Genomic DNA, 25,155 nt, shown 5'->3' with positions numbered 1-25,155 from the left:
CGATCGAGCCATGCCTGACGCACTTTCTTGGCCAGCGGTGATCAGCGCGCTCATGGCGCGCGAGGACCTGACGATCAGGCAATCCACATGGGCCATGGAGGAGATCGTGCACGGGCGCGCCACCCAGGCACAGATCGCGGCCTTCGCCGTGACGCTCCGCGCGAAGGGCGAGACCGTCGACGAGGTCGTCGGGTTCCGCGACGCGATCCTGGACGCCGCGGTTCCGCTCGACGTCGATCCGATGGCGCTCGACATCGTCGGCACCGGTGGCGACGTGGTCGGCACCGTGAACATCTCGACCATGGCGGCCATCGTGATCGCCGCCGCCGGGGTCCCCGTCGTCAAGCACGGCAACAAGGCCAGCTCGTCGAAGTCCGGGTCGAGCGACGTGCTCGCCGCCCTCGGACTCGATCTCACGATGGACGCCGCGCGTGTCGCGGACACCTTCCGGCGTGTCGGGCTGACCTTCGCCTTCGCCAGCGCGTTCCACCCCGGTTTCGCCCACGCAGGGCCGGTGCGGCGCGAGATCGGCGTGCCGACGGTGTTCAACTTCCTCGGCCCGCTCGTCAACCCCGCGCGGTGCGAAGCCAACGCCGTGGGGGTCGCCCAGCTCGACCTCGTCCCGATCATCACGGGTGTGTTCCAGACGCGCGGCGCGACGGCCCTCGTGTTCCGCGGCGACGACGGACTCGACGAGCTGACCACCACCGGGCACAGCCACATCTGGGAGGTCACCGGGGGCCGCGTGACCGAGCACGACCTCGACCCGCGGGACCTCGGCATCGCCCGGGCACGCACGGAGGACCTGCTCGGCGGCGACCCCGAGCACAACGCCGGCGTCGTCCACCGGGTGCTCGCGGGGGAGACCGGACCCGTCCGTGACATCGTCCTGCTGAACGCCGCGGCCGGCCTCGTCTCGTTCCGGCTGGCACAGGACCCGAACGAGTCCGACCGGCCGATCCTGCAGCGCTTCCGCGAGCAGCTGGTCGTCGCCGCCGAGGCGGTCGACTCCGGCGCCGGTGCGCGCAAACTGGCTGATTGGGTCGGCGCAGCCCCCGCCGCGTAGTCCACGCCGCCCCCGTGCACCGTGCGCGGTGCGTCACCCGGTGCGAGCCTGACGGCTCGGTGCTGCGCCACGAGCGCGCACCCGGCGGTCACCGCTGCGCCCGGTCAACAAGCCCGCACCGTGCCGTGTCGACAACCCCGAGCCGGACTGGAGGCCCGTGGCGGGCCCGCCCCGCGCCTCCAGTCCGCACCGTGCGCGGTCCGCGATCCCGTGCCGCTTCCGCGCGAGCCGCACCGTGCGCGGTGCGACACCCGGTGCGAGCCTGACGGCTCGGTGCTGCGCCACGAGCGCGCACCCGGCAGTCACCGCTGCACCCGGTGAACAAGCTCGCACCGTGCCGTGCCGGCCACCCCGTGCCGGCCACCCCGTGCCGGACCGGACGGCCGTGGCGGGCCCGTCCCGCGCCTCCAGTCCGCACCGTGCGCGGTCCGCGATCCCGTGCCGCTTCCGCGCGACCCGCACCGTGCGCGATGCGTCACCCGGTGCGAGCCTGACGGCTCGGTGCTGCGCCACGAGCGCGCACCGGGCAGTCACCGCTGCACCCGGTCAACAAACCCGCACCGTGCCGTGCCGGCAACCGCCCGACCACCGCACCACCCGACCGACCGGCCGACCGCGACCGACCCGCAGGAGACGCAACGCACAGGAGGCCCGGTGCCGGTTCCTGGAACCGGCACCGGGCCTCCCGTCGGTGCGTTCAGTGCACGCGCTCAGAGTGCGCGTGCTTCGTTACTGCACGTCCTCGTCGACCCAGTCGAAGGTCTTCGTGACGGCCTTCTTCCACAGGCGGAGCGTGCGCTCGCGCTCGGCGGCGTCGAGCTGGGGCTCCCAGCGCTTGTCCTCCTGCCAGTTGGCACGGAGCTCGTCGAGGTTGGCCCAGAAGCCGACCGCGAGACCAGCGGCGTAGGCCGCACCGAGCGCCGTCGTCTCCGCGACGACCGGACGGACGACCGGCACGTTGAGCATGTCGGCCTGGAACTGCATGAGCTCGCTGTTCGCGGTCATGCCGCCGTCGACCTTGAGCTCGGTCAGGTCCACACCGGAGTCGGCGTTGACCGCGTCGAGGACCTCGCGGGTCTGCAGCGCCGTCGCCTCGAGGGCGGCACGCGCGATGTGGCCCTTGTTGACGAAGCGGGTGAGGCCGACGATCGCACCGCGGGCGTCGGGACGCCAGTACGGCGCGAAGAGCCCGGAGAACGCCGGCACGAAGTACACGCCACCGTTGTCCTCGACGGTCTTGGCCAGGGCCTCGACCTCCGGGGCGCTGCCGATCAGACCGAGGTTGTCGCGGAGCCACTGGATGAGCGAGCCCGTGACGGCGATCGAACCCTCGAGGGCGTAGTGCGTCTCCTGGTCGCCGAGCTTGTAGCCGACGGTGGTGAGCAGGCCGTTCTCGGAGCGGACGATCTCGGTACCGGTGTTGAAGATCAGGAAGTTGCCGGTGCCGTAGGTGTTCTTCGACTCGCCCTGGTCGAACGCGGCCTGACCGAAGGTCGCGGCCTGCTGGTCGCCGAGGATGCCGGCGATCGGGACCTCGCGCAGCAGGCTCGAGGACTCGACGTGGCCGTAGACCTCGGAGGAGCTGACGATCTCGGGGAGCATCGACTTCGGCACGCCGAAGTCGGCGAGGATGTCGTCGCGCCACTGCAGCGTCTCGAGGTCCATGAACAGCGTGCGGGACGCGTTCGTGACGTCGGTCTTGTGGACGCCGCCGTCGATGCCACCGGTCAGGTTCCAGAGGACCCAGGTGTCGGTGGTGCCGAACAGCAGGTCGCCCGCCTCGGCCTTCTCACGAGCACCCTCGACGTTCTCGAGGATCCACATGATCTTGGTGCCGGCGAAGTACGTCGCGAGCGGCAGACCGACGATGGCCTTGTACTTGTCGGTGTCGCCGTCGGCGAGCTTGTCGACGAGCGCCTGCGTGCGGGTGTCCTGCCAGACGATCGCGTTGTAGATCGGCTTGCCGGTGGTCTTGTCCCAGACGACGGCCGTCTCGCGCTGGTTGGTGATGCCGACGGCTGCGACGTCGTGGCGCGTGATGTCGGCACGCGACAGTGCCTGACCGATCACCTCGCGGGTGTTGTCCCAGATCTCGGCGGGGTCGTGCTCGACCCACCCGGCGCGCGGGAAGATCTGCTCGTGTTCCTTCTGCCCGGTCGAGATGATCGAACCGGAGTGGTCGAACACGATTGCTCGGGTCGAGGTCGTGCCCTGGTCGATGGCGACGATGTAGTCGGCCATTGGTGCTCCTTACGGGTGTGTTCGGTGCGGGTGCGTGTTCGGTCGTGCGGAACGGCCGTTCCACGCCTTCGGGGTGGGGGTGGGTCAGCTGACGATGGGCAGCAGGGCGTAGGACAGCCCGGCGGCGAGGGCGCCACCGATCAGCGGTCCGACGACCGGCACCCAGGCGTAGGCCCAGTCGCTCGAGCCCTTGCCCTTGATGGGCAGGAAGGCGTGCGCGATGCGGGGGCCGAGGTCACGGGCCGGGTTGATGGCGTAGCCGGTGGGGCCACCGAGGCTGACACCGATCGCGATCACGAGGAAGGCGACGGGGATCGCACCGAGCTCCGACGGGGTCTGCCCGTTGGTGAACGCGATGACGACGAAGACCAGCACGAAGGTGCCGATGATCTCCGTGACGAGGTTCCAGCCGTACGACCGGATCGCGGGGCCGGTCGAGAAGACGCCGAGCTTGGCGGCCGCGTCGGGCTCCTCGTCGAAGTGCTGCTTGTAGGCGAGCCAGACGATGACCGCACCGATGATCGCGCCGATCAGCTGGGCGAGCCAGAACAGGAACATCTCGCCGACGGTGATGTTGCCGAGGATCGCCTGCGCGAGGCTGACCGCGGGGTTGAGCTGTCCGCCGGACTTGTAGGACACGGTGACACCGGCGAAGACCGCGAAGCCCCAGCCGATCGTGACCATCAGGAACCCGGCTCCGAAGCCCTTCGACTTCGCCAGCGACACGGCGGCGACGACGCCGCCACCCAGGATGATGAGCATCGCCGTACCGACGAGCTCGGACAGGAACTTGACGCCGATGTCGTCCATCGGTGACCTCCAGTGCGTGAGGTGGGGGTCCGGCCGTGCTGCGCCGCACTCCCCGTTGAGTGATTGAGGCCAACCATAGTGACGACGCTCACGGCCGGGCGATGAATTCGTGAGCGAAGTGCGGCATCGTGCACGAACGTGCAGGACGAGTGTCCCCTGCACGATCCCGAGCCGGTGGCGCATCCTCGACGCACTGCACGAACGTGCATCGGGAGCGGACGGCTGCCCGTGCCGTCGATGTAGATTGGGCCCACTCCGGTCGACGACGTGCGGTGTGACCGCCACGGTTCGACCCCGTACCCGTGGAGGCACCGCATGAAGAAGCTCATCAACGACCCGCAGGCCGTGGTCGAGGAGACCGTCCGGGGCTTCGCCCGGGCACACGCCGGACACGTCGTCCTGGTCGAGGACCCGATCCACCTGCACCGCGCTGACGCACCCGTCGCCGGCAAGGTCGGGATCGTCAGCGGCGGTGGCAGTGGCCACGAACCGCTGCACGCCGGCTTCGTCGGGTACGGCATGCTCGACGCCGCCGTGCCCGGCCCGGTGTTCACGAGCCCGACGCCCGACCCGATCGTCGCCGCGACGAAGGCCGTCGACGGCGGTGCGGGCGTGCTGCACATCGTGAAGAACTACACCGGCGACGTGCTCAACTTCGAGACGGCAGCCGAGCTCGCGGCGATGGACGACGTCCGGGTCGAGTCCGTCGTGGTGGACGACGACGTCGCGGTGCAGGACTCCCTGTTCACCGCCGGCCGGCGCGGTGTCGCCGGGACCGTCGTGGTGGAGAAGTGCGCCGGCGCCGCCGCCGAGCGCGGGGACGACCTGGACGCGGTCGCAGCCGTGGCCCGGCACGTCAACGACGTCACGCGGTCGATGGGGCTCGCGCTGGCGTCGGGCACCGTCCCGCACGCGGGGGAGCCGTCGTTCGTGCTGGCCGACGACGAGGTCGAGCTCGGCATCGGCATCCACGGCGAGCCGGGCCGCGAGCGGATCGCGATGGCACCGGCGGACGAGCTGGTCGACCGCGTGCTCGAACCGATCCTGACCGACCTCGACGCCCCGGCCGGGTCGTCGCTGCTGCTCCTCGTGAACGGCATGGGCGGCACCCCGCTGTCCGAGCTCTACATCGCGTACCGACGCGCCGCCGAGGTCCTCTCGGACCGCGGCCACCAGGTCACGCGTAGTTTGGTCGGCGACTACGTCACGTCCCTCGAGATGCAGGGGTTCTCGCTCACCGTCACGGTGCTCGACGACGAACTCACGGCCCTCTGGGACGCCCCGGTGGAGACCCCGGCCCTGCGCTGGGGACGCTGACCGACCACGGCCGCGACCGCGACTGCAACGGCAAGCGCGACCGACCACGGCCGCTCGACCACCGGACCACGACACCGGGCCACCGGGCCCGACACACGAAGGGAACCGCATTGGCGCTCGACACCGCATGGGCCATCGACTGGGTCCGTCGCACCGCCGCGACGATCGACGAACACCGCGCCGAGCTCGTCACGCTCGACCGTGAGATCGGGGACGGCGACCACGGCGAGAACCTCGACCGCGGGTTCCGGGCCGTGCTCGAGGCCGTCGACTCCGGGTCCTTCGACACCCCGGGTGCCGTGCTCAAGACCGTCGCGACGAAGCTCATCTCGACCGTGGGCGGGGCGGCCGGCCCGCTCTTCGGTACGGCTTACCTGAAGGCGGCGCAGGCCGCCGGTGACGCGGCCGAACTCGACGCGGACACCCTCGTCGCCGTCCTCACCGCCGCCCGCGACGGGGTCGTGTCCCGCGGCAAGGCAGCGGTCGGCGACAAGACGATGGTCGACGCGTGGAGCCCCGCGGTCGACGCCGCAGCAGCGGCCGCCGCTGCCGGCGACGACCCGAAGGCCGTGCTCACCGCAGCAGCCGACGCCGCCGCGCAGGGTGCGGCGGACACCGAGCCACTCGTCGCCCACAAGGGCCGCGCGAGCTACCTGGGCGACCGCGCGATCGGGTACCGCGACCCCGGTGCACAGTCGACCGCGTACATCCTGCGCGCAGCGGTGGACGCAGCGTGACCGTCGGCATCCTGGTCGTCTCGCACAGCGCGGCGATCGCGACGGGCACCGTCGAGCTGGCCCGGCAGATGGCCGCGGACGTACCGCTCGTCGCCGCGGGCGGCACGGACGACGGCGGCATCGGCACCTCGTTCGAGGCGATCACCGCCGGCATCGAGGAACTCGCCCAGGCGGACGCCGTCGTGGTGCTGTGCGACCTCGGTTCCGCGTACCTGACGACCGACACCGCGCTCGACTTCCTGGACGACGACGTCCGTGCCCGCGTCCACGTGTCGCAGGCCCCGTTGGTCGAGGGAGCGGTGGCCGCTGCGGTCGCCGCCCAGACGGGCGGCGACGCCGACGCGGTGCTGGCCGCCGCGGCGTCGGCCGCGGGTTCCGAGGCGGACGCGAGCACCGCCTCCCGTCCGTCCGGTGACCAGCCTGGAGGCACGGGGCCGGCCGACGGAGCTGCTCCCGTCGACGGCGCGGCCGGCTCCGACCGCGTCAGCGCGTCGGTCGAGCTGGTGAACGAGACCGGGCTGCACGCCCGGCCCGCCGCGGAGTTCGTGAAGACGGCGGCGAAGTACGACGCGAGCGTGCACGTCAACGGCGTGGACGCGAAGAGCCTGCTGGCGATCATGGCACTGGCGCTGCCGAAGGGTGCGACGGTGTCGATCGACGCGACCGGGCAGGACGCGCAGGCCGCAGTCGACGCCCTGGTGGAACTGGTCCGGTCCGGCTTCGGCGAGTGACACCGCCGCCGGGCGAGTGACAGCGCCGCCGGGGGAGACCCCGGCGGTGGTGCCCGCCCCGGTCAACGGATCGAGATCGTCCCCGCCAGGTCGAGGTCCGAGGGGACGCCGGTGACCCCGGCGTCCGCGAGCAGGGTGGCACCGAACACGGCGCTCCAGAACGTGCGGGCGTCGCGGGCGACGCCGCTCGGGCTCGTCCAGCCCTGGTCGGCGACGACGCGCTCCAGGTAGCGCTCGGACTGCCGGAACAGCACGGCGAGCAGCAACCGCACGCGCGCACGGTGCGCCGGGTCGTCCCCGGCGGCCCCGAGCGCACGGACCACGAGCGGGGTCGACGGCATCGCGAGCGCGGTGCGGGCGAGTACCTGCCGGAACGCCTCCGCCGAGCGGGCACGACGGCCGGCCGCCTGCAGTCGCGTGGTGTCGCGGAGGAACAGCGCGAACGCGGCGTCGAGCACCAGGCGGTCCTTCGAGCCGTAGTGGTGCGTGATCTGGTTCGGGTAGACACCCGCGGCCCGGGCGACCTCGCTGACGGTGACGCTCCGAGCGCCCGCGCTGAGCAGTCCGGCCGTCGCGGCGAGGATCTTCGCCCGTGTCGCCGCGCCGCGTGCCGTGCCGGAGCCGTCCACCGTGGTTGCCATGTCGGAATTGTACGTGGTACAACTCAACTTGTTCAACGTACAAGAGGAGTTCCCGTGGACATCGTCATCACCGGCTTCGGCGCGGTCTCACCCTTCGGCCACGGCGTCGCACCGCTCTGGGACGCCCTGGTGGCCGGTCGCTCCGGCGTCCGCGCCCTGCACCGCGACGGAGCGCTCTGGGAACAGGTGCCGATCCGGGTCGGGGCCGATGCCGCACTCGACCCCGAGGGGTCGCTCGGGCGGGTCCGTGCGAATCGCCTCGACCGCAGTCAGCAGCTGGCGCTCGTCGCCGCGGACGAGGCCTGGGCCGACGCCGGTGCCCCCGCGGTGGAGGGCGACCGCCTCGCCGTGGTGATCGGCACCGGGATCGGGGGAGTGGAGACGCTCCTCGACGCCCACGACGTGCTCGGCGCGTCCGGTGCCCGGCGGGTCTCACCGCGCACGGTGCCGATGCTCATGGCGAACGGTGCCGCCGCGCAGATCAGCATCGCGTACGGGGCGCGGGGCGGCGCCTACACGACGGTGTCGGCATGTGCCTCCGGTGCGGAGGCCATCGCCACCGCCGCACGACTCATCGCCACCGGTGAGGCCGACGTCGTCATCACCGGCGGGACCGAGGCCGCGGTCACCCCGGTGACGATGGCGTCGTTCGCCCAGTCGCAGGCACTCGCGAAGCCCGACGGCGACGACCCGACGACCCTGTCCCGGCCGTTCGACGCCGACCGGCGCGGCTTCGTCCTCGGCGAGGGCGCCGGCATCGTCGTGCTCGAGCGCGCCGACCACGCCGCCGCCCGGGGGCAGCGGTCGCACGGCACGCTCGCCGGGTGGGGGATCACCTCGGACGCGCACCACATCACCGCACCGCTGGCGGACGGCAGCGAGCAGGAGCGGGCCATGCGCGCCGCGATCCGGATGGCGGGCCTCACCGGCGCCGACGTCGACCACGTGAACGCGCACGCGACCGGCACCCCGGTCGGCGACGTCGGCGAGGCGGCCGCCATCAGCCGTGCGGTGGGGACCGGAGCGCTGGTCACCGCTCCGAAGAGCGCCATCGGGCACATGTTCGGCGCTGCCGGCGCGGTCGAGGCGATCCTGACCCTGCGGGCGCTCGAGACCGGGACCGTGCCACCGACCCTGAACCTCGACCGGCTCGACCCCGCGGTGGACCTCGACGTCGTCTCCGGCACCGCACGGACCGCGCCGCTCCGTGCCGCGTTGAACAACTCGTTCGGGTTCGGCGGTCAGAACGCGTCGCTGGTGTTCACCGCGGCGTGAGCTCCTGCAGGCCGGTGACCCGGAGCAGGTCGAGCTTCGCGGCGTCCTCGGAGCCCGGGACGACCGTGTAGACGACGATCCGCAGGTCACCGCCGGGGACACTCAGCACGTCGCAGTCGATCTCCACCGGCCCGACCGGCGTGAGCACGACCTTGCGGCTCGCACGGTGCTCGGCGATCCGGCCGGTCTCCCATCGGCGGGCGAACTCGGGGGACTCCCGCAGCAGCCGTTCGACCAGGTCCGCCAGGTCGCGGTCCGCCGGGTAGCGCCCGTACGCCTGCCGCAGGTCGGCGGCGAGGTCGCTCGAGAACTCCTCCTGGTGCTCGTCGTCCCAGTCCACCCCGTCGCGCTCCTGCGTGAAGTGCCGCCAGACCAGGTTGCGATCGAGCCCGACGTACCGCGAGGGGTCGCCGTTCACCGCGGCCCACAACTCGTTCCAGAGCACGATGTCGTGGGTCGCCGTGAACACCGCGAGCGGCACGTCGCCGAGCCGGTCGACCAGCCGCTGCACGCCGGGCGTGATGTGCCGCGGCACGACCTGACGCGACGGCGGGGCGACGCCGGCCACCCGGCACAGGTGGTCCCGCTCCTCGGACGACAGCCGGAGCGCCGTCGCGAGGGCGGCGAGCAGCTGCGGCGACGGGTTCGTCGCCCGGCCCTGCTCGAGGCGGACGACGTAGTCGACGCTCACGCCCGCCAGCGCGGCGAGCTCCTCGCGACGGAGGCCCGGGGTCCGTCTGCCGGGGCCGGCCGGCAGGCCGACCGCCTCGGGACGCACCCGGTCACGCCAGGAACGCAACACGTTCGCGAACTCGCTCATGCCCACCATCATCGCCCCGCGCCTCCAGTCCGTCCTGGTACTGCCGGTCCCACCGTCGCACCGTGCCTGGGGAAGCCGGGCCGGCGGGGGCAGGCTGGGCACATGACAACGACACTGATCACCGGGGCCAACCGCAGCCTCGGACTCGAGACCGCACGCCGACTGCTCGAAGCCGGCCACACCGTGTACGCCGGCATGCGCGACCCGGCCAGCGGCGACGACGCCCGCGCACTCGGCGCCCACGTCGTGCAGCTGGACGTCACCGACCAGGCCAGCATCGACGCGGCGATCGCGACCATCCCCGAACTCGACGTCCTCGTGAACAACGCCGGGATCCTCGGCACCTCGTTCGGGGTCGACGACCTCGACGCGAGCGCCATGGCGACCGTGCTCGACACCAACGTCACCGGCATCGTCCGGGTGACCCAGGCCGCGCTGCCCCTGCTGCGACGTTCGGCGGCACCCGTCATCGTGAACGTCTCGTCGGGGGTGGGGTTCCCGCGCTGGCTGACGACACCGGGACACGACGAGTACGGGGTGCCTGCGGTGCCGTACGCGGCGTCGAAGGCGGCCGTGATCGCGTTGACCGTGCAGTACGCGAAGAACCTGCCCGGGTTCCGGGTGAACGCGAGCGACCCGGGCTACACGGCGACGGAGTTCAACGGGTTCGGCGGACACCAGACGATCACCGAGGGCACCGACGCCACGGTCATGCTCGCGACGATCGGCACCGACGGGCCGACGGGGGAGTTCCACAACCGCGAGGGCCGCATCGAGTACTGAGGGGCAGCGCTGCGTGTGCGCCCGCGCCCCCTCAATCGTGCACGTCGGCGCCGAACCCCGGCCCGGGACGCATCATCCAGCCGTCCGGATCGGGCAGCGGGCGGAACCCGAACCGCTCGTACAGCCCGTGGGCATCCGCGGTGAACAGGGCGAAGCGCTTCAGGCCGAGCGGCTCGACCGCCTCGATAACGCCGCGCACGAGTGCGACCCCGACGCCGCGGCCCCGGGCGTCGGGGTCCACGAACACGTCGGCGAGCCACCCGAACGTCACGCCATCGGTGATCACCCGCGCGTAGCCGAGCTGCTCGCCGGTCGTCGCGTCGTACACGCCGAAGTTCCGGGAGCCGGCGATGATCGCCTCCTGCGTCGCCCGGTCACGGCCGCGGGCCCAGTACGACTCCTCGCTCAGCCAGCGGTGCACGCGGTCGACGTCGAGGTCGGCGGGGTCGGCGGAGAAGCGCAGATCGGTCACGTGACGAGTCAACCGGCGGACGCGCCTGCGGCGCAACGGCCGATCGGGATGCGGTGGACCGCTCGGGTGGTCGGGTGGTCGGGTGGCCGGCGGCCTGGAGGCCCGTGGGGACCCCGGCGGACGGGTCGCCTCGGGCGGTCGGTCGCGCTGGTCCGCCGTCCGGCGTCGGGCGTCTGTCAGGATGGCCGCATGCGCGCCGTCCAGTACGCCCAGTTCGGTTCCGTCCCCTCGATCGTCGACCTGCCGGAGCCCGTGGCACCGGACCACGGTGTCGTCGTGCGGGTGGCCGCCACCGGCGTCTGCCGCAGTGACTGGCACGCCTGGAAGGGCCACGACGACTCCGTCCGGCTGCCGCACGTGCCCGGCCACGAGTTCGCCGGCGTCGTCGCGTCGATCGGCACGGGCGTCCAGCGCTTCGCCGTGGGTGACCGGGTGACGGCACCGTTCGTGTTCGCCTGCGGGACCTGCGCCGAGTGCCTCGACGGCGCCACCCAGGTGTGCACCGCCCAGCAGCAGCCCGGGTTCGACCTGCAGGGCTCGTACGCGGACTCCCTGGTCGTCCCGCACGCCGACCTGAACCTCGTCGCGCTGCCCGACGCCGTGGACTTCGCGGTGGCTGCGGCGCTCGGCTGCCGATTCGGCACCGCGTTCCACGCCCTGCACGCCCGAGGGCGCGTTGCCGCAGGGGAGTGGGTCGTGGTCTACGGCTGCGGGGGAGTCGGGCTCTCCGCGGTCATGGTCGCCGTGGCCGCCGGCGCGCACGTCGTCGCCGTCGATGTCTCCACGGCCGCACTCGAACGCGCAGCCGCCCTGGGCGCCGACACCGTTCTGATGGACGCCGATGTCGTCACCACGGTCCGGTCCCGCACGGGCGGCGGAGCACACGTCTCGCTCGACGCCTACGGCAGCCGTGCCACCTCGGTCGCCGCCGTGGCGTCCCTGCGTCCGCGCGGTCGGCACGTGCAGGTCGGGCTGCTCCTCGACGACGAAGCCGCTCCGGCGATCCCGATGGGCCGGGTCATCGCGGACGAACTCGAACTGCTCGGCAGCCACGGGGCAGCGGTCGGGGAGTACGGCGCGATGCTCGACGCCGTCGTGGCCGGGCGGCTGCGTCCGGAGGAGACGATCGGCCGCACGATCGGCTTCGACGACCTGCCCGACGCGCTCGTCGCGATGGACCGCCCTGCGACCTCGTCGGGCATGACCGTCGCGGTGTTCTGAGGCTCGGGCGTCCCGTCAGCCCTCGGTCCGAGCGTCCGCGCCCCGGCGGATGCGGAGCACGACCGCGCCGATGACGAGCACTGCCAGGATCCCGACGACCCCGAACAGGAGTGCGGGGCCGCCGTGGCCGTGCGCATGCGTGCCGGCACCCGTGTTCGGTGCGGCTCCCGCTGCCGCTGCCGACGGTTCCGAGGATGATGTGGGCGCGGCCGTCGGGCTCGTCGTCGTGGGTGGAACGGTCGGAGATGCGGCCGGTTCCACCGAGAACGCGAGCTGTCCCTCGATCGGATGGCCGTCGGGGGAGACGTACCGCCAGACGAGGGTGTGCGGGCCGGGGGAGAGCGACACCGCCTTGGACATCGAGGTGCCGTCGACGGCCACCGCTCCGGTGGACTCGTCGGTCCCGCCGTCGTCCCGGACCTCGATGCGCAGACCGGCTTCGAGCCCGGCCAGCGGCGCCTCGCTGAAGGTGAGCGTCACTCGCTCAATGTCGGCAGTGACCGTGGCGCCGTCCGCCGGATCACTCGAGGTCAGTGCTGCGTGCGCCGATGCGGGTGTCGTGCCGATCAGCACGAGGAACGCGGACAGGGCGACTGCGAACAGGACCCGGGGTGTCACGGTCCGGGAGCGGCGTTGGTCATCTCGGTGATCGTGCACGGATCCAGGCTAGGGAAGTGATGTCGAGCGTCCCGTCAGCCGAGCGGAGCCACTCACAACCTCTGGGTTGACATAATATGCATTATCGGCGCTCAAACATCGTGAGTTGCATCTAGTGCAACGACTCCGGCACCGCTTGTACCGCAGTGTTTGACCTGATCAGCCCCAGAATCCGTCCGCTAGGTGAAACCTGGAAACTAGCTCGGCGCGACAGCGGCATGCTCGCGAGCAAGAGGATCCTGCGTTTAATGCAGAAATCCACGGCAGCTCGAGTGCCGTGCGGTGCGGTGCGGTGCTCAACTTCCTCACTGGAGCTTCTTAGAGCGCAACCGCGGACGACGGATGATGACAAGGTCTTTGCTGCTCAGCGAGGAACGCGCCAACCTCACCGACTAACCGCAGCTCGCCGGCGCCGGAGAAGTGAGTCGGCCACGTTCTATGCAACGGCCACCTTGCCCATCTCACCGTGGATAACTTCTCGCCCTTTTGCTATATCAACAGGTCCGCTGCTCGAACCAGATACTTCCGTGAGCCGTGAGTTCTTCAATCAAGGCGAACGGCCACGAGGTCTCCGCCCGCGGCCGCATGAGCCAGGCCGTACGCGACGCGTACGACGCCGCCCTCTGACGCCGCTCCCCCGACGAAGCAGCCGGCCACCCTCGGGGTGGCCGGCTGCTTCGTTCACGCCGATACGGCGCTCTTATGTCAGATCGCAGTCGCAGTCGCCCGGACAGCAGAGACTCCGGCGCATCCCTCGTCAGTACGTTGCCCGCGCCCAGTTTGCGGACCACGAATCGTCGTCGTGTATCTCAAAATGATACCCGACGATATTCCGAGTCCACAAAACGACGATTTTGCAAAGGTCAGTGAGAACGGAAGCGATCTCAGCTAGCGCCATTGATTTGTCAGCGGGCTCCAGCCGATCGAGATTCAGAGCCCATGCATCCCAAACCTCCTCCAAGTACTCATCCCAGCCCGGAGGCAGGGGCGCAGGCCGCAATCCACTTACGATCTTATCGACGCCCAGTTCGGCGGATAGATACGTCATGACCCGAAGGAGATCATTGACGGCGGTGGAGCTGCGGAACATCGCCGCATCACCATCGGTTATGCGGAGGCGGCTCGACTCCCCCAACTCAATCCTCATGTGAGCGAGAGTGTCGCCGATGCCGTCGACGTTTGAAACTGGTGACGGCGCGGTGCGGTTCGTCATCTTCTCGATACGAAAGTCGTCGACATGCGCTGCAAGATGTTTACGCCAGGCTCGCTCTGTCTTGCTACCAGCGGCGAGGTCTTGGTACTCGTCCAGGTCCTCACCGCGCTGATGGAGTATCGCGTGGCCAGCCTCGTGAATCGCGAGATGCAGTCCGATCCTGTGCATGTACCCGACCAGCTCCTCGGGCGAAGAAACCTCGAACGGGGGCATGAACGCCGAAGCGTTAATCACAATGTCGTATGTTCCATCGGCCGCACTGATGGTTCGAGCACCGACTTGCCCAATGCCTCGGTTCATCGAGTAACCATTGCCCTCGACGCGCTGCTCAATCGCGTTAACAGTCGAGACCACATCGCCACTGACCGTGAGCCTCCAGGTGCTCATATCGGACAGAAATGCGTTAAGCCCAGCCACGAGTGTGCGTGCCAGCCCGGCATCGCGGAGGATGGAGTGAAGTGCTGTTGATACTTCGGGATCGAGGGCGTCGAAGTACTCAATCATCACTCGGTGCTCAGACTCGCGCATCTCGACTACCGCCCGTTCCGTCATACACCCAACATTAGCGACAACTAGTGATGCTCCCGACGATCGAACCGCGCTGAGTCGCCTCGTAGAGGGCGACGGTGGCAGTATTCACGGCTAGCCCCAGTGGGTGGGCGTGCCCGAGCGATCAGGAGAAGACGGCGAGAGGCATCACGCGGATAGACGACCCGCGGACCCTAGAGTCAATCTTCAACTCGACGAGCTCTGACGGCGCTACACCACCAACTTCAGGGACTTCCTCGATCAACTCATGGAGCTTACCAATGCCCTCATCAAGCGCTGTCGGCGCGAGATTGCGGAGAAGCTTGTTACGAGAGAAGGTGGGCACGTCCAGCTCGACGGCCGATATGACCTTGCCGATCACCGTAAAAGTGCCATCGAGAAGTCGGTCGGGGTCATCAACGATAAAGTGTGCCAGATCGCAAATTGTGACAACGGTAAGTGCGGGCTCATCTGCAACACGCCCGTAGTATTCCCGCGTGGTTTCCTGCCGAGTGTCAGCTTTGACGGCGTTCGTGATCGCTCGCGCGAGACCCCCCTTTGCCTCAGCCTCAAGGTGCATTTTTTCTGCATGTTGCACTCGCGCTTTATGGCCCCCACCCTCGGGGAATCGGGAGATATAGTCACGCTCGACTGTGTATCGGGTGATTGCTTCAACAAGTTCCGGAGAAACAACATCCAGCGCGAGTGTTAGTTCGACCGGGTCAAACGCCGTCGTGTACTCGACGAAGGATCCTGGCCGCAGCTCCTCGGCTTCCTCCGCCGTCGTGAGACGCGTTATCAGGGAACCCTGTTCGAGAAACTTCCGGACGAGGTGCAAATTATATGCTTGGGAGTAGACAAACTGCTGACGAGACGCTGTACCGGTCGTCTGAGTCCAGCTGGAGGAAAGGCTCGCTTGTGCCTCGGCGGCGAGTTCAACCCCACCAATAAAAGGCGCTTTTGCTTTTCCGCTTATTTTGCCCGTCGCCGACCCGCCGGCTGCAGTATCGCTGCCTCCTGCCGCGTTGGAATCGCGCGTCTCCTCGGTCAGAAGGGGCTGGCTCACGATCTGCTGCAGGATCCCTGCAACCTGATCCGAGTTCTGATAGATCGTTGCGATGGGCGCCCCGGGGGCGTCCCCCCGCGAAGGCGAGACGGAATCGGTCATGACGCGATCATCCGCGCGACGTCCGACATTCGGTAACTGGGCGAATCTCGAAGCCGTGGGGCCCGCGCTGACGCGCCCCAAAGTGCCTTCTCGCCACCGCTTGGTCGTTGCCTGCGGCTGACGTCGCCGTCATCATCGCGCTCGGCGAAACCGGCGGGGTCGGAGCGAGCAGGCACCAAGGTGTGTGCAGTTCTGGGGTATGCCCCAGTGCCACGGCCCCGGTGCGGTTGAGAACCGCGGTCATGGGGTCGGTTCGGGGGGTCCGCGACAGATCCGGTCTTGGCTCTAGACATGTTGCAACACCCCCGTGCCCATCGGTCGCACGGACCGCGCGAGCCCGACGGTCAGCCGGACGTCTTTCGACGTCGGCCCGCGCCTGGCTCTCTCTCACGTCGGAGTGCCCTGTACACCGTGGTCCTACTGACTCCGAGTACTTCACCGATCTGCGCGACCGTCATGTCCCGTTGCTCATACAGGCGCCTGGCAGTTCGTACCTGATCGGCCGACAGCCGAGGCGGCCGACCGCCGTTCCGCCCTCGAGCTCGAGCGGCCGTGAGGCCGGCGTGCGTGCGTTCGCGGATGAGATCCCGTTCGAACTCGGCCAGGGCGGCGAAGACGTGGAACACGAGCCGGCCGCCGGGTGAGGTTGTGTCGATCGTCTCTTGCAAGGACCGGAACCCCACACCCCGCTCCCCCAGCGCCTGCAGCTGGTCGATCAGATGCCGGATGGATCGCCCGAGCCGGTCAAGCCGCCACACGACGAGAGTGTCGCCTGGTCGGAGCTGATCGAGCAGCTTGGTGAGCTCCGGACGGTGCTCGAGCGATCCGGACATTGTGTCGACCCACACCCGGTAGCAGCCGGCAGCATTCAACGCGTCGAGCTGCAGCGCCGCGTCCTGATCGGTTGTCGACACCCGCGCATACCCGAGAAGCTCACCCATGACCCAGAACGTAGCGGAACCCGTCGAACATCGGTGGAAATGGCACGTAGATACCAGCACTGAGTTGTGAGCAGCCTCGCTCTGTGTCGTCGTTTTCGCTGCGATCGGTGTCGGGTCAGGTGGTGCCGATGACGAGGGTGCTGCGGGCGGCCTCGACGACGTCGTTGGTGATGACGTCGAGCTCGTTGATCTTCAGGACGCGTTGGATCTGAGGGAGGAGGCGCTCAAGGAGCCGGAAGTTGCCGCGGGTGATGCGTTCGACGGCGGCGATGGCTTGCGCGTCGGTGAAGTCGTCGGGGTCGAGCGTCTTGCCGAGCTTGCGCCATTGACGTTCGTATTTGTTACGTCTGCCGCGCTCGCGCGGCGAGCCGGAGTGCTTGCACGGAACGGAGGTGTTGTTCCGATCGGTGGCGGCCGTTGGCGGGAGACGGATGTGGTGCTGCGATGACCGGAAGGAGTCGGGGGTGCTCGTCCAGGGTGAAGTGTCGCATGACGCCGTCGAGGGCAACGGCCCCGTACGTGACGATCGCAGTGAGAGCGGGGAGGGCCGCGAGCAGTGTGGCGAGGGCATGCCGCCCCTCGTCGATGTCCTCGAGTCGCACGCGGTCGGGCAGTTCCCATGGGACAAGGTTCCAGCGGACGTACTCGCCGCGTGCGAGTCCGGACTCGATACGGGCTGCTCAGAACGCGGCCGCGGTCGGGCCCGGGTTGTCCTCGCTGCAGATCGCTGCGTGCGCTGCGGCGATGGTCTGGGGGCCAGGCGACTGCATCAGGACCAGGACACGGCTGAATCTGCCGCCGGATCGTGGGTCGAAGCTCGGGACGAACCGTCGGCTGCCGTCGGGCGCGGTCCGCCACGTCTCCGCGAGACCGTTCAGCGATCGAACGTCAGCGAGTTCCTCGGGGGTACTCATGCCGGCTGTGGCGGTGCCAGCAGGGTGCCACGGATGACGGATCCGTGAAAGGTGCGAAGGGCAACGGTGATCCATGCGGCGACGAGGCCGGCGTAGTAGATGACGGCGAGGACGGCAACGACGGTCAGGCCTGAGTGCAGGGCGAGCCCGTTGACTCCGGTGACGCAGGTGCCGACGGGGAACGTGAACGACCACCAGGTCAGGCTGAACGGCAGGTGTTCGCGGGCGGTCCGGACGGTGACGGCGAGGGCGATGGCGGTCCACAGCAGCGCGAAGCCGAGCATCGCGAACCCGTACACCAGCGCCACGACCAGGAGCGCGTGAGCGGTGGAGGCATCGACGACGGTGGGTGCGTTCGATGCGAGGAGGTTCACCGCCGTGATCGACTGTCCGACGGGTCCGAGCACGATCCACAGGGTCGGGACCATGCCGGCGGCACCGACCTTGTGGTGCGCGAGACGGTTCCAGATCAGCGTGATCACGACCAGCGACGTGATGAGGCTGAGGCCGAAGAAGCCGTAGCAGGACCACAGCAGCGTCTCCCGCGCCTGTCCGGCGGGAGCGTACGGCAGCAGCAGGGCGCCGGTGGAAGCGGACACCATCGGCGGGACGATCGGCATCAGCCAACCGCCGAACGCGGAGTCGGGCGTGTTCTCGTGGCGGGTGAACGCCAGGTACGGCACCAGGACTGCCGTGAGCAGTCCTCCGATGGTGCCGATGGTCCACAGGACCCAGTCGATGGTGACGGCGGCGGGCAGGCCGACCCAGTCCTTGCCGAGCAGGAGTGTCCCGGCGCCGACGGTGAGGAACGCCATCGGTGGTGCGCCGTAGAAGTGGGAGATGACCGGGTTGAGGTGGTGCCTGGCTGCGGTGCTCCGGTAGCGGATCCAGTGCAGCACCGTCGCGATCGTGAGGGCGACGAGGAGCACCGCGGCGATCGCCCACACGACCGTCGCCGCGATGCGCAGGCCGGGGAACTGCAGTGGGAGTGACGCAGCTGCGACAGCGACGATCCCCGTGCCCATGATCGACGCGAACCAGTTCGGTGTGAGATTCGACACGATCAGGCCTGGCCGCTCCAGGTCACGGAACAACGCCGTCTGCGGCCGTTGGGGCAGCTGGCTACCGTTCGCGGGTGCAGGGTCCGTGCGGAGCGTTGTCATGGGCCAAGCCTGCGCGAATCCTGCCTCTGGCGGTACCGGGAACCTCTTGGCAGGGCACAATCGTTGGTTGTGGCACTACGGCGACTCACGGACCGAACGCTCGACCTCGACACACTCGACGTGCTCGCATGCGTCGCCGAGACCGGCTCCCTCTCCGCTGCCGCTGGAGCGCTCGGCGTCACGCAACAGGCAGTGTCTGCTCGGATCCGGGTCGCCGAGCGCATGGTCGGTCATTCGTTGGTGCACCGCTCGACCACGGGGTCGGTGCTGACCGAGACCGGCAGGCTCGTCGTCGGGCTGGCCGGACCGGTCCTCGACGCGTCTCGCCACCTCGAAGCAGGAGTGGCTGCGCTGCGGACTCCGACGGGTTCGCTCGTCGTCGCAGCGTCACAGACGATCGCGGAGCTGCTGCTGCCGGGCTGGCTTCTCGAATTCCGACGCCGTGAACCAGACGTGCGGGTGCGTCTGATCGCGGGCAACTCCGCCGCGGTGACGGACCTCGTGCAGTCGGGTGGCGCGAACCTCGGGTTCACGGAAACCCCGGTGACGGCGGCCGGTGTGTCCGCGCAGGTGATCGCGAACGATGAGCTCGCGGTTGTCGTCGCGCGGGACCATCCCTGGGCCGGATCGACCGGGATCACCGCGGAGGTCCTGGCGACGACGGCTCTGCTCATGCGGGAAGAAGGCTCCGGGACTCGCGCGACCCTCGCCGCATGGGTCAGGGAGGCCGGTTTGAGCATGTCGGTTCCGGCCGCGGTGCTGGAGACCACGAGCATCATCCGGGCGAACGCACAGGCAGGAATTGCACCGGCGGTGATGAGCCTTCGCACGGTCGCCGCGGACATCAACGACGGGTCGCTGGTGCGAGTCCCGCTCTCTGGGCCGCCACTTGCCCGGCCGTTGCGGGCGATCTGGTCGGGAGAGCCCCAGCCAGCTGCTTCTGCTTTCCTGCGCGTCGCCCACGAGGTGGCCGGTCGGGGTCAGCGCAGCCCGTAGGGCAGCTCCGGATTGTTCTCCGCGATCTCGGTGAGCCGGTTGTACTTCGCGACGCGTTCTCCGCGGGCGGGGGCGCCGGACTTGATCTGCCCGGTTCCGGTGCCGACGACGAGGTCCGCGATGAACGTGTCGGTGGTCTCGCCGGACCGGTGCGACACCATGCTCCGCATCCCGAGCGAGCGTGCGACGCCGATCGCGTCGAAGGTCTGGGAGACGGTACCGATCTGGTTCGGCTTGATGAGCGCTGCGTTCGAGAGCCCGTCCTTCCCGCCGTCGCGGATGCGCTGCGGATCGGTGACGTAGAGATCATCGCCGACGATCTGGAGCATGTCGCCGAGCGCGAACGACATCGCCTTCCAGCCGCCGTGGTCGTCTTCGGAGAAGCCGTCTTCGATGCTCCGGATCGGATACCGGCTGATGAGGTCGCGGTAGTAGTCGACCATGCCTGCGCGGTCGAGCCGGCGGTCCACGACCCGGTAGCTACCGTCACCGAGCGCGAACTCGTTCGCCGCCGGGTCGAGTGCGATCGCGACGGTGTCGACGCCGGGCTCGTAGCCAGCGGCACTGATCGCGGCGACGAGGAGGTCGAGGGCTTCCTCGGGCGCGGCGATCGATGGGGCGAAGCCGCCTTCGTCCCCGAGACCGAGACTGCCGAACCGTTCCCGGACCAGTGCCGCCAGTGCGTGGTAGACGTCCGACCCGATCCGAACCGCGTCGGTCATGGTCTCGGCGTTCACCGGGGCGATCATGAACTCCTGGAAGTCGAGCGCGTTCGCTGCGTGCGCTCCGCCGTTGAGCACGTTGAAGTGCGGGACGGGCAGGCGGGGCGTGCTGCCGGTGACGTCTGCGATCCAACGCCAGAGCGGCAGCTCCGCTGCGGCGGCGAGAGCGCGTGCCATCGCGATCGAGGTCGCGACGACACTGTTCGCGCCGAGCCGGCGGTAGTTCGGGGTGCCGTCGAGGGCAGCGAGGGCGGCGTCGGCCTGCCCGATCGAGGTCCACGACTGGCCGGTGATCATCGGTGCGACGTCCGTCGTGATGAGGTGCAGTGCCTGGCTCACGTCGCGGCCGCCGTAGCTGCTGCCGCCGTCGCGAAGCTCGACAGCCTCATGCGCGCCAGTGGATGCGCCTGCGGGGGCGTCACCGGTGACGACGGTGCCGTCCTCGAGCTCGAGACGCACCTGGATCGTTGGGTAGCCGCGGGAGTCGAGGATTCGGGAGCCGTGCAGGCTGCTGATGGTGACGGGGCGGCTGGTGTGGGTCACGTACTCGCCCTGATGGTGGGTGGTGTGGTGGACGTTGCTGATGTAGTCGTTCATGGCGGTTGTCGCCTTTCGGGTTGGTCGTGCGGGTGTGGGCCGCGGGGAGGCGGAGGGACGACCTCCTGGCGATCACTGGGCGCCAGTTGCCTCCCCGCGGCGGTTCAGGGCGCGCACTGGATGGTGCGCGGGTGCCGGTCAGGGGTGCGGGGTGAACCGTTCCTGTGCGGCGCGGATGATGGCTTCGGCGTCGACACGGTTCGCCCACCCGTTGGTGGTGACGTGCTTGCCGTGCTCGATCTCCTTGTAGTGGGCGAAGAAGTGCTCGATCTCCGCCAGGACCGGCTCGGCGACGTCGGAGATGTCCTGGACGTGGTCGAAGCGGATGTCTCCGGCGGGGACGGTGAGGATCTTGTCATCGCCGCCGTTCTCGTCGACCATGCGGAGCATTCCGACCGGGCGGACGTCGATGACGACGCCGGGGAACGTGGGCCGGGGCAGCAGCACGAGCGCGTCGAGGGGGTCGCCGTCGTCGCCGAGAGTGTCGTCGATCGAGCCGTAGTCCTGCGGGAACACCATGCTGGTGAACACCGCCCGGTCCAGGCGGATCTGTCCGGTGGCGTGGTCGACCTCGTACTTGTTGCCGCTGCCGCGGGGGATCTCGATCGTGATGTCGAAGTGCATGAGCTGTTCGTCTCCCAGTCGGATGGTCAAGTGAGGGTGCCGAGGGTGACGCCTCCGGCGGCTGCGGCGACGGAGACGACGAGCATCCCGAGCCCGTTCAGGGCAGCCGCGGTGGTGCGGCCGGTGCGTGCGAGGCGGACGGTCTCGAAGCTGGCGGTGCTGAACGTGGTGTAGCCACCCATGAGCCCTGTTCCGAGCACCGCGACGGGGGTGGCGCCGAGGTGACCGGCGGCGCCGGTGATCAAGCCCAGCAGGAACGAGCCGGTGATGTTGATCGTCAGTGTCCCGACCGGGAGCCGGAACTGCCGACCCCGGTTGATTGCACCGTCCAGGAAGAACCGTGCGGCCGCGCCGACACCGCCAGCGACCGCGACGCTGAGGAAGGCGAGGGCGCTCATGATGTGGCTCCGTTCGGTCGGACCAAGCCCGCGATCGCGAGGCCGCTACCGGTGGCGATCGCGCCGGCGAGGACCGTCAGGAGCGCGTACCCGGTGCCGGCCAACCCGCGGCCGTCGAGGAATAACACCGCGGTGCTGGTCGCGAGGGTGCTGTAGGTGGTGAACCCGCCGAGGACACCGGTTCCCAGAAGCAGGCGCAGTGTCCGGCGGCGACCCTCGTCAGGTCCGCGATGCGCGAGGTGTTCCAGCAGCACACCGAGCAGGAGCGCGCCGGCGATGTTGATCCAGAAGATCGCCCAGGACACCTCCTGCTGAGCGGGGAACGCGGTGCTGAGTCCGTCGCGTGCGGCGGTACCGATGGCGCCGCCGAGTGCGACGACACCGAGGTACCGCCACCGCAGATGCACTGGCCGGTCGATACGTTCCGGGTCGTTGGCGTCGATGTCTGGGTCGGGCGGGAGCTGCCCATCGGGCAGGTGCGTGTCCGTTCGGGAGGTCATGTTCCACCTTCCGCAGCGACCGCTGCCGCTGCTGCTCGTGCTGCCGGATGCAGGTACTCCCCACCCCGCGGACAGAACCCACCGTCGCCGTCGAACCGGTAGATCAGGGGTTCGCCCGTGGGGAGGTTCAGGTCCGCGAGCTCACCGTCAGTTAGGCCGTCCATGCAGGCACACAGTGCCCGCAGTGAGTTGCCGTGCGCGACGACGAGCACTGTCTGCCCGTCGCGGAGTGCCGGGGTGATGCTGTGCGACAGGACGGGTTGGACCCGGCGGATGACGTCGGAGAGTGTTTCGGTTCGACGAAGTGCCGCCCACGGCAGTCCACGAAGCGCCGGCGTCCGCCGGAGCGCCAGCCACGCGCGGATCGACATGCGTGGTGGCCGTCCCGTGCGGGTCCGACGAACAGCGAAGAACTGCTCCGCCCCCAACGCCGCTTGCGCATTCTGCTTGGACATGCCGGTGAGGGCGCCGTAGTTCCGCTCGTTCAACCGCCACGTCGACTCGATCGGCGCATCACGTCCGAGGACGTCGGTGACGAGCTCCGCCGTGTGGAGCGCCCGCTCGAGCGTCGACGTGAGCACGAGGTCCGGTCGGATGCCGGCATGCAGAAGTAGCAACCCAGCCCGATTCGCTTCGGCGCTGCCCTGTTCGGTCAGCGCGACGTCTCGCAAGCCGGTGAAGGTACCGGCAGCGTTCGCAGTGCTCTGTCCGTGGCGGAGCAGAACAAGCTGGCCGGTCACGGGGTGTCCCACGGCAGTGGGGCATCGAACCCGACCGGATCAACGGGCACTACGAGCACTGAACGGTGCTGCTGATGGGTCAGCCGTACCGCGACCGACCCCGTGAAGAACTCCGCGATTCGACCCGCTCCCGTCCTGGCCCCGACGACCAGCATCGCCGCGTCGCGGTCTTCGGCCACCTGCGACAGTGCCCGGCTCGGATCCCCGACACCCGGGACGAACGTGACGTCGACGCCGTAGGTCGTTGCGGCAGCACGTACTGCCGCCTTGTCACTGTCCGACAAGCCCTGCGGTGTCGTGTCAGCGGTGTCAGGGTCGATCGGTTCCACCATCACCGACCCGTCCGAGCGCGTACCGGCATCGAAGAGCGATGCATCCACGCTGACGCACACCAGCGTCGTACCGAAGCGCCGCGCGATAGACGACGCAACCTCGATGACCCCCGGAGCGAGGCCGGGCAGGACGCCGACGACGACCGGTCCGGAACCGATTGGTGCTGTCATGACACTCCCTACCTCAGGCGCGCAGAAGCGCGACCAGCTGAGATAGGGACTGTTGTCGACAACTGTCGAGGTTGGGTCCGGCAAGCCCCACTACCGGGTCCGAAGACACCACCATTATGCACCCGAACCCCAAGTCACGCGGGCCGTCTCGCGCACCCGCGACGTCCCGACACCGAAGGAAGCGATTCCGACGACACGGAGCGAAGCTGCCCACAACTGAGTTCCGCTACATGGATGGCCGGCGCGGCGCGCTCTGCTGAACCCAGAGCGAGCAATGTGCCACAAACGGATGTTTTTGATACGTACAGAAGACAGAGCTCTCCTGACCGAATGAGGGACGGCTTTTTGAACCGGCGGTTACTTCTGTCCGCGGCGTGCTCGACGCAGTTCTGCGACGATGCGAGCGCGCTCGGGATCCCTGGCCAGCGTGCGGTCGTCGATGACATCGATGACGTGCTGGATTAGTGCGACGACCTGCTTAGACAGGACGACACTGAGCACGCCACCGACGACGGCGATGACGCCAGTCAGGGCAGCGGTACCACCGGAGGCCATCAGCATGTCCACCGTGTCGGTGATGGGCATGATGCCTCCTTCGGGGTTGGCCAGATGCGGCCAGAACCCACCCGGCTTCGGGTGGGGGCATGAGAGCGCCGACGCGCAACAAGGTGCGGCGGCGGGCAGGAGCGTTGAGCGCTTCCCACGGATGCCCGAGTCAGATCAGGGCATGAAAAAAGCCGGTCCCGAAAGGGCCGGCCGGAGACAGCCTCGTGCTGTCTTGAGCGTCAGCGTACAGAGCGGATACGACACCGGGGAGATTCCGGGCAGACGCGTGCCGAGCGGGTCTCAGAGTAGCGGAGCGGTCAGGCATGAAAAAAGCCGATCCAGAGGACCGGCTGTGGGCGCGCACTATGAACGCAGGACCATCTTGGCACGACCGGCGGACATTCAGCTAGCCCTTTGCACTGGCGAGTGCCGATGTACTACTTCGCCGGAGCTCGTGCTCGCGTCGATGGCGGCCGGGCCCCGGGAGAAGTAGGCGAAGTGCCGCGCTTCTCCCGGGTGCTCCGAGCGCACCTCGTGTCAGAGGACGACGGTCTCGAACTCAAGCAGCTCGGCACCGGTGGCGACCGGGTTACTGCCGCCGTGGTGCGCGCCGGCCTGCCCGGCCCGCCACGCCTGGTAGGCGTCCTCGTCTGCCCAGGTGGAGACAACGAAGTAGCGGCTCTCGCCGTGCACGGGGCGGAGCAGTTGGAAACTCTCGAACCCGGGCTGCTGTTCCACGTCGTGGTTCCGACCGACGAAGCGGGCTTCGAGGTCCGCCCCCTCGCCCTCGGGGACGGTGATCGCGTTGATCTTGACGACGGACATGCTGCT

Annotated in this window: 27 protein-coding genes and 1 pseudogene; 9 read left to right on the top strand and 19 right to left on the bottom strand. The window is 69.1% G+C overall.

All coding sequences use genetic code 11. The features are described 5' to 3' along the window. Nucleotides 1–10: 10 nt before the first annotated feature. Entirely contained in the window at nt 11–1,066 is a 1,056-nt protein-coding gene (gene trpD / locus BIU91_RS01030; RefSeq protein WP_071403833.1) for an anthranilate phosphoribosyltransferase, read from the top strand. Nucleotides 1,067–1,795: 729 nt separating this feature from the next. Here trpD and glpK read toward each other — a convergent pair. Both glpK and BIU91_RS01020 read right to left on the bottom strand, forming a co-directional pair. Further along, nucleotides 1,796–3,307, bottom strand: coding sequence for a glycerol kinase GlpK (gene glpK / locus BIU91_RS01025; protein WP_071403832.1), 1,512 nt, complete (start codon nt 3,305–3,307; stop codon nt 1,796–1,798). Nucleotides 3,308–3,391: 84 nt separating this feature from the next. After that, complete coding sequence (locus BIU91_RS01020; RefSeq protein WP_084740395.1) at nt 3,392–4,117, bottom strand: MIP/aquaporin family protein; 726 nt, start codon at nt 4,115–4,117, stop codon at nt 3,392–3,394. A gap of 315 nt (nt 4,118–4,432) precedes the next feature. On the opposite strand from BIU91_RS01020, the gene dhaK reads away from it, so the two are divergent. The 3 genes from dhaK (at nt 4,433) to dhaM (ending at nt 6,902) form a co-directional block, all read left to right on the top strand. Next, nucleotides 4,433–5,434 carry a dihydroxyacetone kinase subunit DhaK gene (gene dhaK, locus BIU91_RS01015; protein ID WP_071403831.1) on the top strand — a complete coding sequence of 334 codons (1,002 nt, stop codon included), beginning with the start codon at nt 4,433–4,435 and terminating at the stop codon, nt 5,432–5,434. Between the two features lie 110 nt (nt 5,435–5,544). Further along, nucleotides 5,545–6,171 (top strand): dihydroxyacetone kinase subunit DhaL, encoded by a 627-nt coding sequence (gene dhaL, locus BIU91_RS01010; protein ID WP_071403830.1) that lies wholly within the window; start codon nt 5,545–5,547, stop codon nt 6,169–6,171. Then, a complete protein-coding gene (gene dhaM, locus BIU91_RS01005) occupies nt 6,168–6,902 on the top strand; it encodes a dihydroxyacetone kinase phosphoryl donor subunit DhaM (RefSeq protein ID WP_071403829.1) in 735 nt (244 codons plus the stop codon). The genes dhaL and dhaM overlap by 4 nt, the downstream gene beginning before the upstream one ends. A 62-nt stretch (nt 6,903–6,964) precedes the next feature. Here the strand turns inward: dhaM and BIU91_RS01000 are convergent, their stop codons facing one another. Further along, complete coding sequence (locus BIU91_RS01000; RefSeq protein WP_071403828.1) at nt 6,965–7,543, bottom strand: TetR/AcrR family transcriptional regulator C-terminal domain-containing protein; 579 nt, start codon at nt 7,541–7,543, stop codon at nt 6,965–6,967. Nucleotides 7,544–7,597: 54 nt separating this feature from the next. Here BIU91_RS01000 and BIU91_RS00995 point away from each other — a divergent pair, with 54 nt between their 5' ends. After that, nucleotides 7,598–8,818, top strand: coding sequence for a beta-ketoacyl-[acyl-carrier-protein] synthase family protein (locus BIU91_RS00995; protein ID WP_084740392.1), 1,221 nt, complete (start codon nt 7,598–7,600; stop codon nt 8,816–8,818). Here the strand turns inward: BIU91_RS00995 and BIU91_RS00990 are convergent. Next, complete coding sequence (locus BIU91_RS00990; protein ID WP_071404000.1) at nt 8,805–9,638, bottom strand: helix-turn-helix domain-containing protein; 834 nt, start codon at nt 9,636–9,638, stop codon at nt 8,805–8,807. The genes BIU91_RS00995 and BIU91_RS00990 overlap by 14 nt on opposite strands. A 102-nt stretch (nt 9,639–9,740) precedes the next feature. Between BIU91_RS00990 and BIU91_RS00985 the strand changes: the two genes are divergently transcribed. Then, nucleotides 9,741–10,421, top strand: a complete 681-nt coding sequence (locus BIU91_RS00985; protein WP_071403827.1) for an SDR family NAD(P)-dependent oxidoreductase — start codon at nt 9,741–9,743, stop codon at nt 10,419–10,421. Nucleotides 10,422–10,452: 31 nt separating this feature from the next. Here BIU91_RS00985 and BIU91_RS00980 read toward each other — a convergent pair whose 3' ends face one another. Then, a complete protein-coding gene (locus BIU91_RS00980; protein ID WP_084740384.1) occupies nt 10,453–10,893 on the bottom strand; it encodes a GNAT family N-acetyltransferase in 441 nt (146 codons plus the stop codon). A 189-nt stretch (nt 10,894–11,082) separates the two neighbouring features. On the opposite strand from BIU91_RS00980, the gene BIU91_RS00975 reads away from it, so the two are divergent. Continuing rightward, the gene (locus BIU91_RS00975) at nt 11,083–12,114 is read left to right on the top strand and encodes an alcohol dehydrogenase catalytic domain-containing protein (RefSeq protein WP_071403825.1); all 1,032 of its coding nucleotides are present in this window, start codon (nt 11,083–11,085) and stop codon (nt 12,112–12,114) included. Between the two features lie 15 nt (nt 12,115–12,129). On the opposite strand, the gene BIU91_RS00970 is transcribed toward BIU91_RS00975, so the two are convergent. After that, nucleotides 12,130–12,771, bottom strand: coding sequence for a copper resistance protein CopC (locus BIU91_RS00970; RefSeq protein WP_084740380.1), 642 nt, complete (start codon nt 12,769–12,771; stop codon nt 12,130–12,132). A 534-nt stretch (nt 12,772–13,305) separates the two neighbouring features. On the opposite strand from BIU91_RS00970, the gene BIU91_RS18035 reads away from it, so the two are divergent. Then, nucleotides 13,306–13,398 (top strand): Lsr2 family protein, encoded by a 93-nt coding sequence (locus BIU91_RS18035; RefSeq protein WP_084740377.1) that lies wholly within the window; start codon nt 13,306–13,308, stop codon nt 13,396–13,398. Between the two features lie 130 nt (nt 13,399–13,528). Here the strand turns inward: BIU91_RS18035 and BIU91_RS00965 are convergent, their stop codons facing one another. The 5 genes and pseudogenes from BIU91_RS00965 to BIU91_RS00945 all read right to left on the bottom strand — a co-directional run bounded on the left by BIU91_RS00965 (nt 13,529) and on the right by BIU91_RS00945 (nt 18,596). After that, nucleotides 13,529–14,488, bottom strand: a complete 960-nt coding sequence (locus tag BIU91_RS00965; protein WP_139196847.1) for a hypothetical protein — start codon at nt 14,486–14,488, stop codon at nt 13,529–13,531. A 169-nt stretch (nt 14,489–14,657) separates the two neighbouring features. Further along, nucleotides 14,658–15,680 carry a hypothetical protein gene (locus tag BIU91_RS18365; protein ID WP_139196711.1) on the bottom strand — a complete coding sequence of 341 codons (1,023 nt, stop codon included), beginning with the start codon at nt 15,678–15,680 and terminating at the stop codon, nt 14,658–14,660. A gap of 344 nt (nt 15,681–16,024) precedes the next feature. After that, nucleotides 16,025–16,621 (bottom strand): recombinase family protein, encoded by a 597-nt coding sequence (locus BIU91_RS00955; RefSeq protein ID WP_071403821.1) that lies wholly within the window; start codon nt 16,619–16,621, stop codon nt 16,025–16,027. Between the two features lie 115 nt (nt 16,622–16,736). Beyond that, nucleotides 16,737–16,955 (bottom strand): annotated as a pseudogene (locus BIU91_RS18030) (ATP-binding protein); the annotation flags it as partial. 576 nt (nt 16,956–17,531) lie between these two features. Beyond that, nucleotides 17,532–18,596 carry a TDT family transporter gene (locus tag BIU91_RS00945; RefSeq protein WP_253183654.1) on the bottom strand — a complete coding sequence of 355 codons (1,065 nt, stop codon included), beginning with the start codon at nt 18,594–18,596 and terminating at the stop codon, nt 17,532–17,534. A gap of 171 nt (nt 18,597–18,767) precedes the next feature. Here BIU91_RS00945 and BIU91_RS00940 point away from each other — a divergent pair, with 171 nt between their 5' ends. After that, nucleotides 18,768–19,694, top strand: coding sequence for a LysR family transcriptional regulator (locus BIU91_RS00940; protein ID WP_071403819.1), 927 nt, complete (start codon nt 18,768–18,770; stop codon nt 19,692–19,694). On the opposite strand, the gene eno is transcribed toward BIU91_RS00940, so the two are convergent. The 8 genes from eno to BIU91_RS00900 form a co-directional block, all read right to left on the bottom strand. After that, nucleotides 19,679–21,013, bottom strand: coding sequence for a phosphopyruvate hydratase (gene eno, locus BIU91_RS00935; protein WP_084740375.1), 1,335 nt, complete (start codon nt 21,011–21,013; stop codon nt 19,679–19,681). The genes BIU91_RS00940 and eno overlap by 16 nt on opposite strands. A gap of 138 nt (nt 21,014–21,151) precedes the next feature. Continuing rightward, a complete protein-coding gene (locus BIU91_RS00930; RefSeq protein ID WP_071403818.1) occupies nt 21,152–21,637 on the bottom strand; it encodes an inorganic diphosphatase in 486 nt (161 codons plus the stop codon). A 26-nt stretch (nt 21,638–21,663) separates the two neighbouring features. Then, the gene (locus tag BIU91_RS00925) at nt 21,664–22,035 is read right to left on the bottom strand and encodes a CrcB family protein (RefSeq protein ID WP_071403817.1); all 372 of its coding nucleotides are present in this window, start codon (nt 22,033–22,035) and stop codon (nt 21,664–21,666) included. Continuing rightward, a complete protein-coding gene (locus BIU91_RS00920) occupies nt 22,032–22,442 on the bottom strand; it encodes a CrcB family protein (protein WP_071403998.1) in 411 nt (136 codons plus the stop codon). The genes BIU91_RS00925 and BIU91_RS00920 overlap by 4 nt, the downstream gene beginning before the upstream one ends. A gap of 89 nt (nt 22,443–22,531) precedes the next feature. Continuing rightward, nucleotides 22,532–23,275, bottom strand: coding sequence for a 2,3-diphosphoglycerate-dependent phosphoglycerate mutase (locus BIU91_RS00915; protein ID WP_055960826.1), 744 nt, complete (start codon nt 23,273–23,275; stop codon nt 22,532–22,534). Further along, on the bottom strand, nt 23,272–23,778 hold the full coding sequence (locus BIU91_RS00910; protein WP_060915497.1) for a universal stress protein: 507 nt from the start codon (nt 23,776–23,778) through the stop codon (nt 23,272–23,274). Before BIU91_RS00910 ends, BIU91_RS00915 begins: the two co-directional genes overlap by 4 nt. A 357-nt stretch (nt 23,779–24,135) precedes the next feature. Beyond that, the gene (locus BIU91_RS00905; RefSeq protein WP_071403816.1) at nt 24,136–24,363 is read right to left on the bottom strand and encodes a hypothetical protein; all 228 of its coding nucleotides are present in this window, start codon (nt 24,361–24,363) and stop codon (nt 24,136–24,138) included. A 498-nt stretch (nt 24,364–24,861) separates the two neighbouring features. Further along, nucleotides 24,862–25,149, bottom strand: a complete 288-nt coding sequence (locus tag BIU91_RS00900) for an antibiotic biosynthesis monooxygenase (RefSeq protein ID WP_071403815.1) — start codon at nt 25,147–25,149, stop codon at nt 24,862–24,864. Between the last annotated feature and the right edge of the window lie 6 nt (nt 25,150–25,155).

The sequence above is a fragment of the Curtobacterium sp. MMLR14_002 genome (assembly GCF_001864975.1).
Lineage (GTDB): Bacteria > Actinomycetota > Actinomycetes > Actinomycetales > Microbacteriaceae > Curtobacterium > Curtobacterium flaccumfaciens.
The sequence above is the reverse complement of the archived record's forward strand: the minus strand, read 5'-3'. Positions and strand labels throughout refer to the sequence as shown.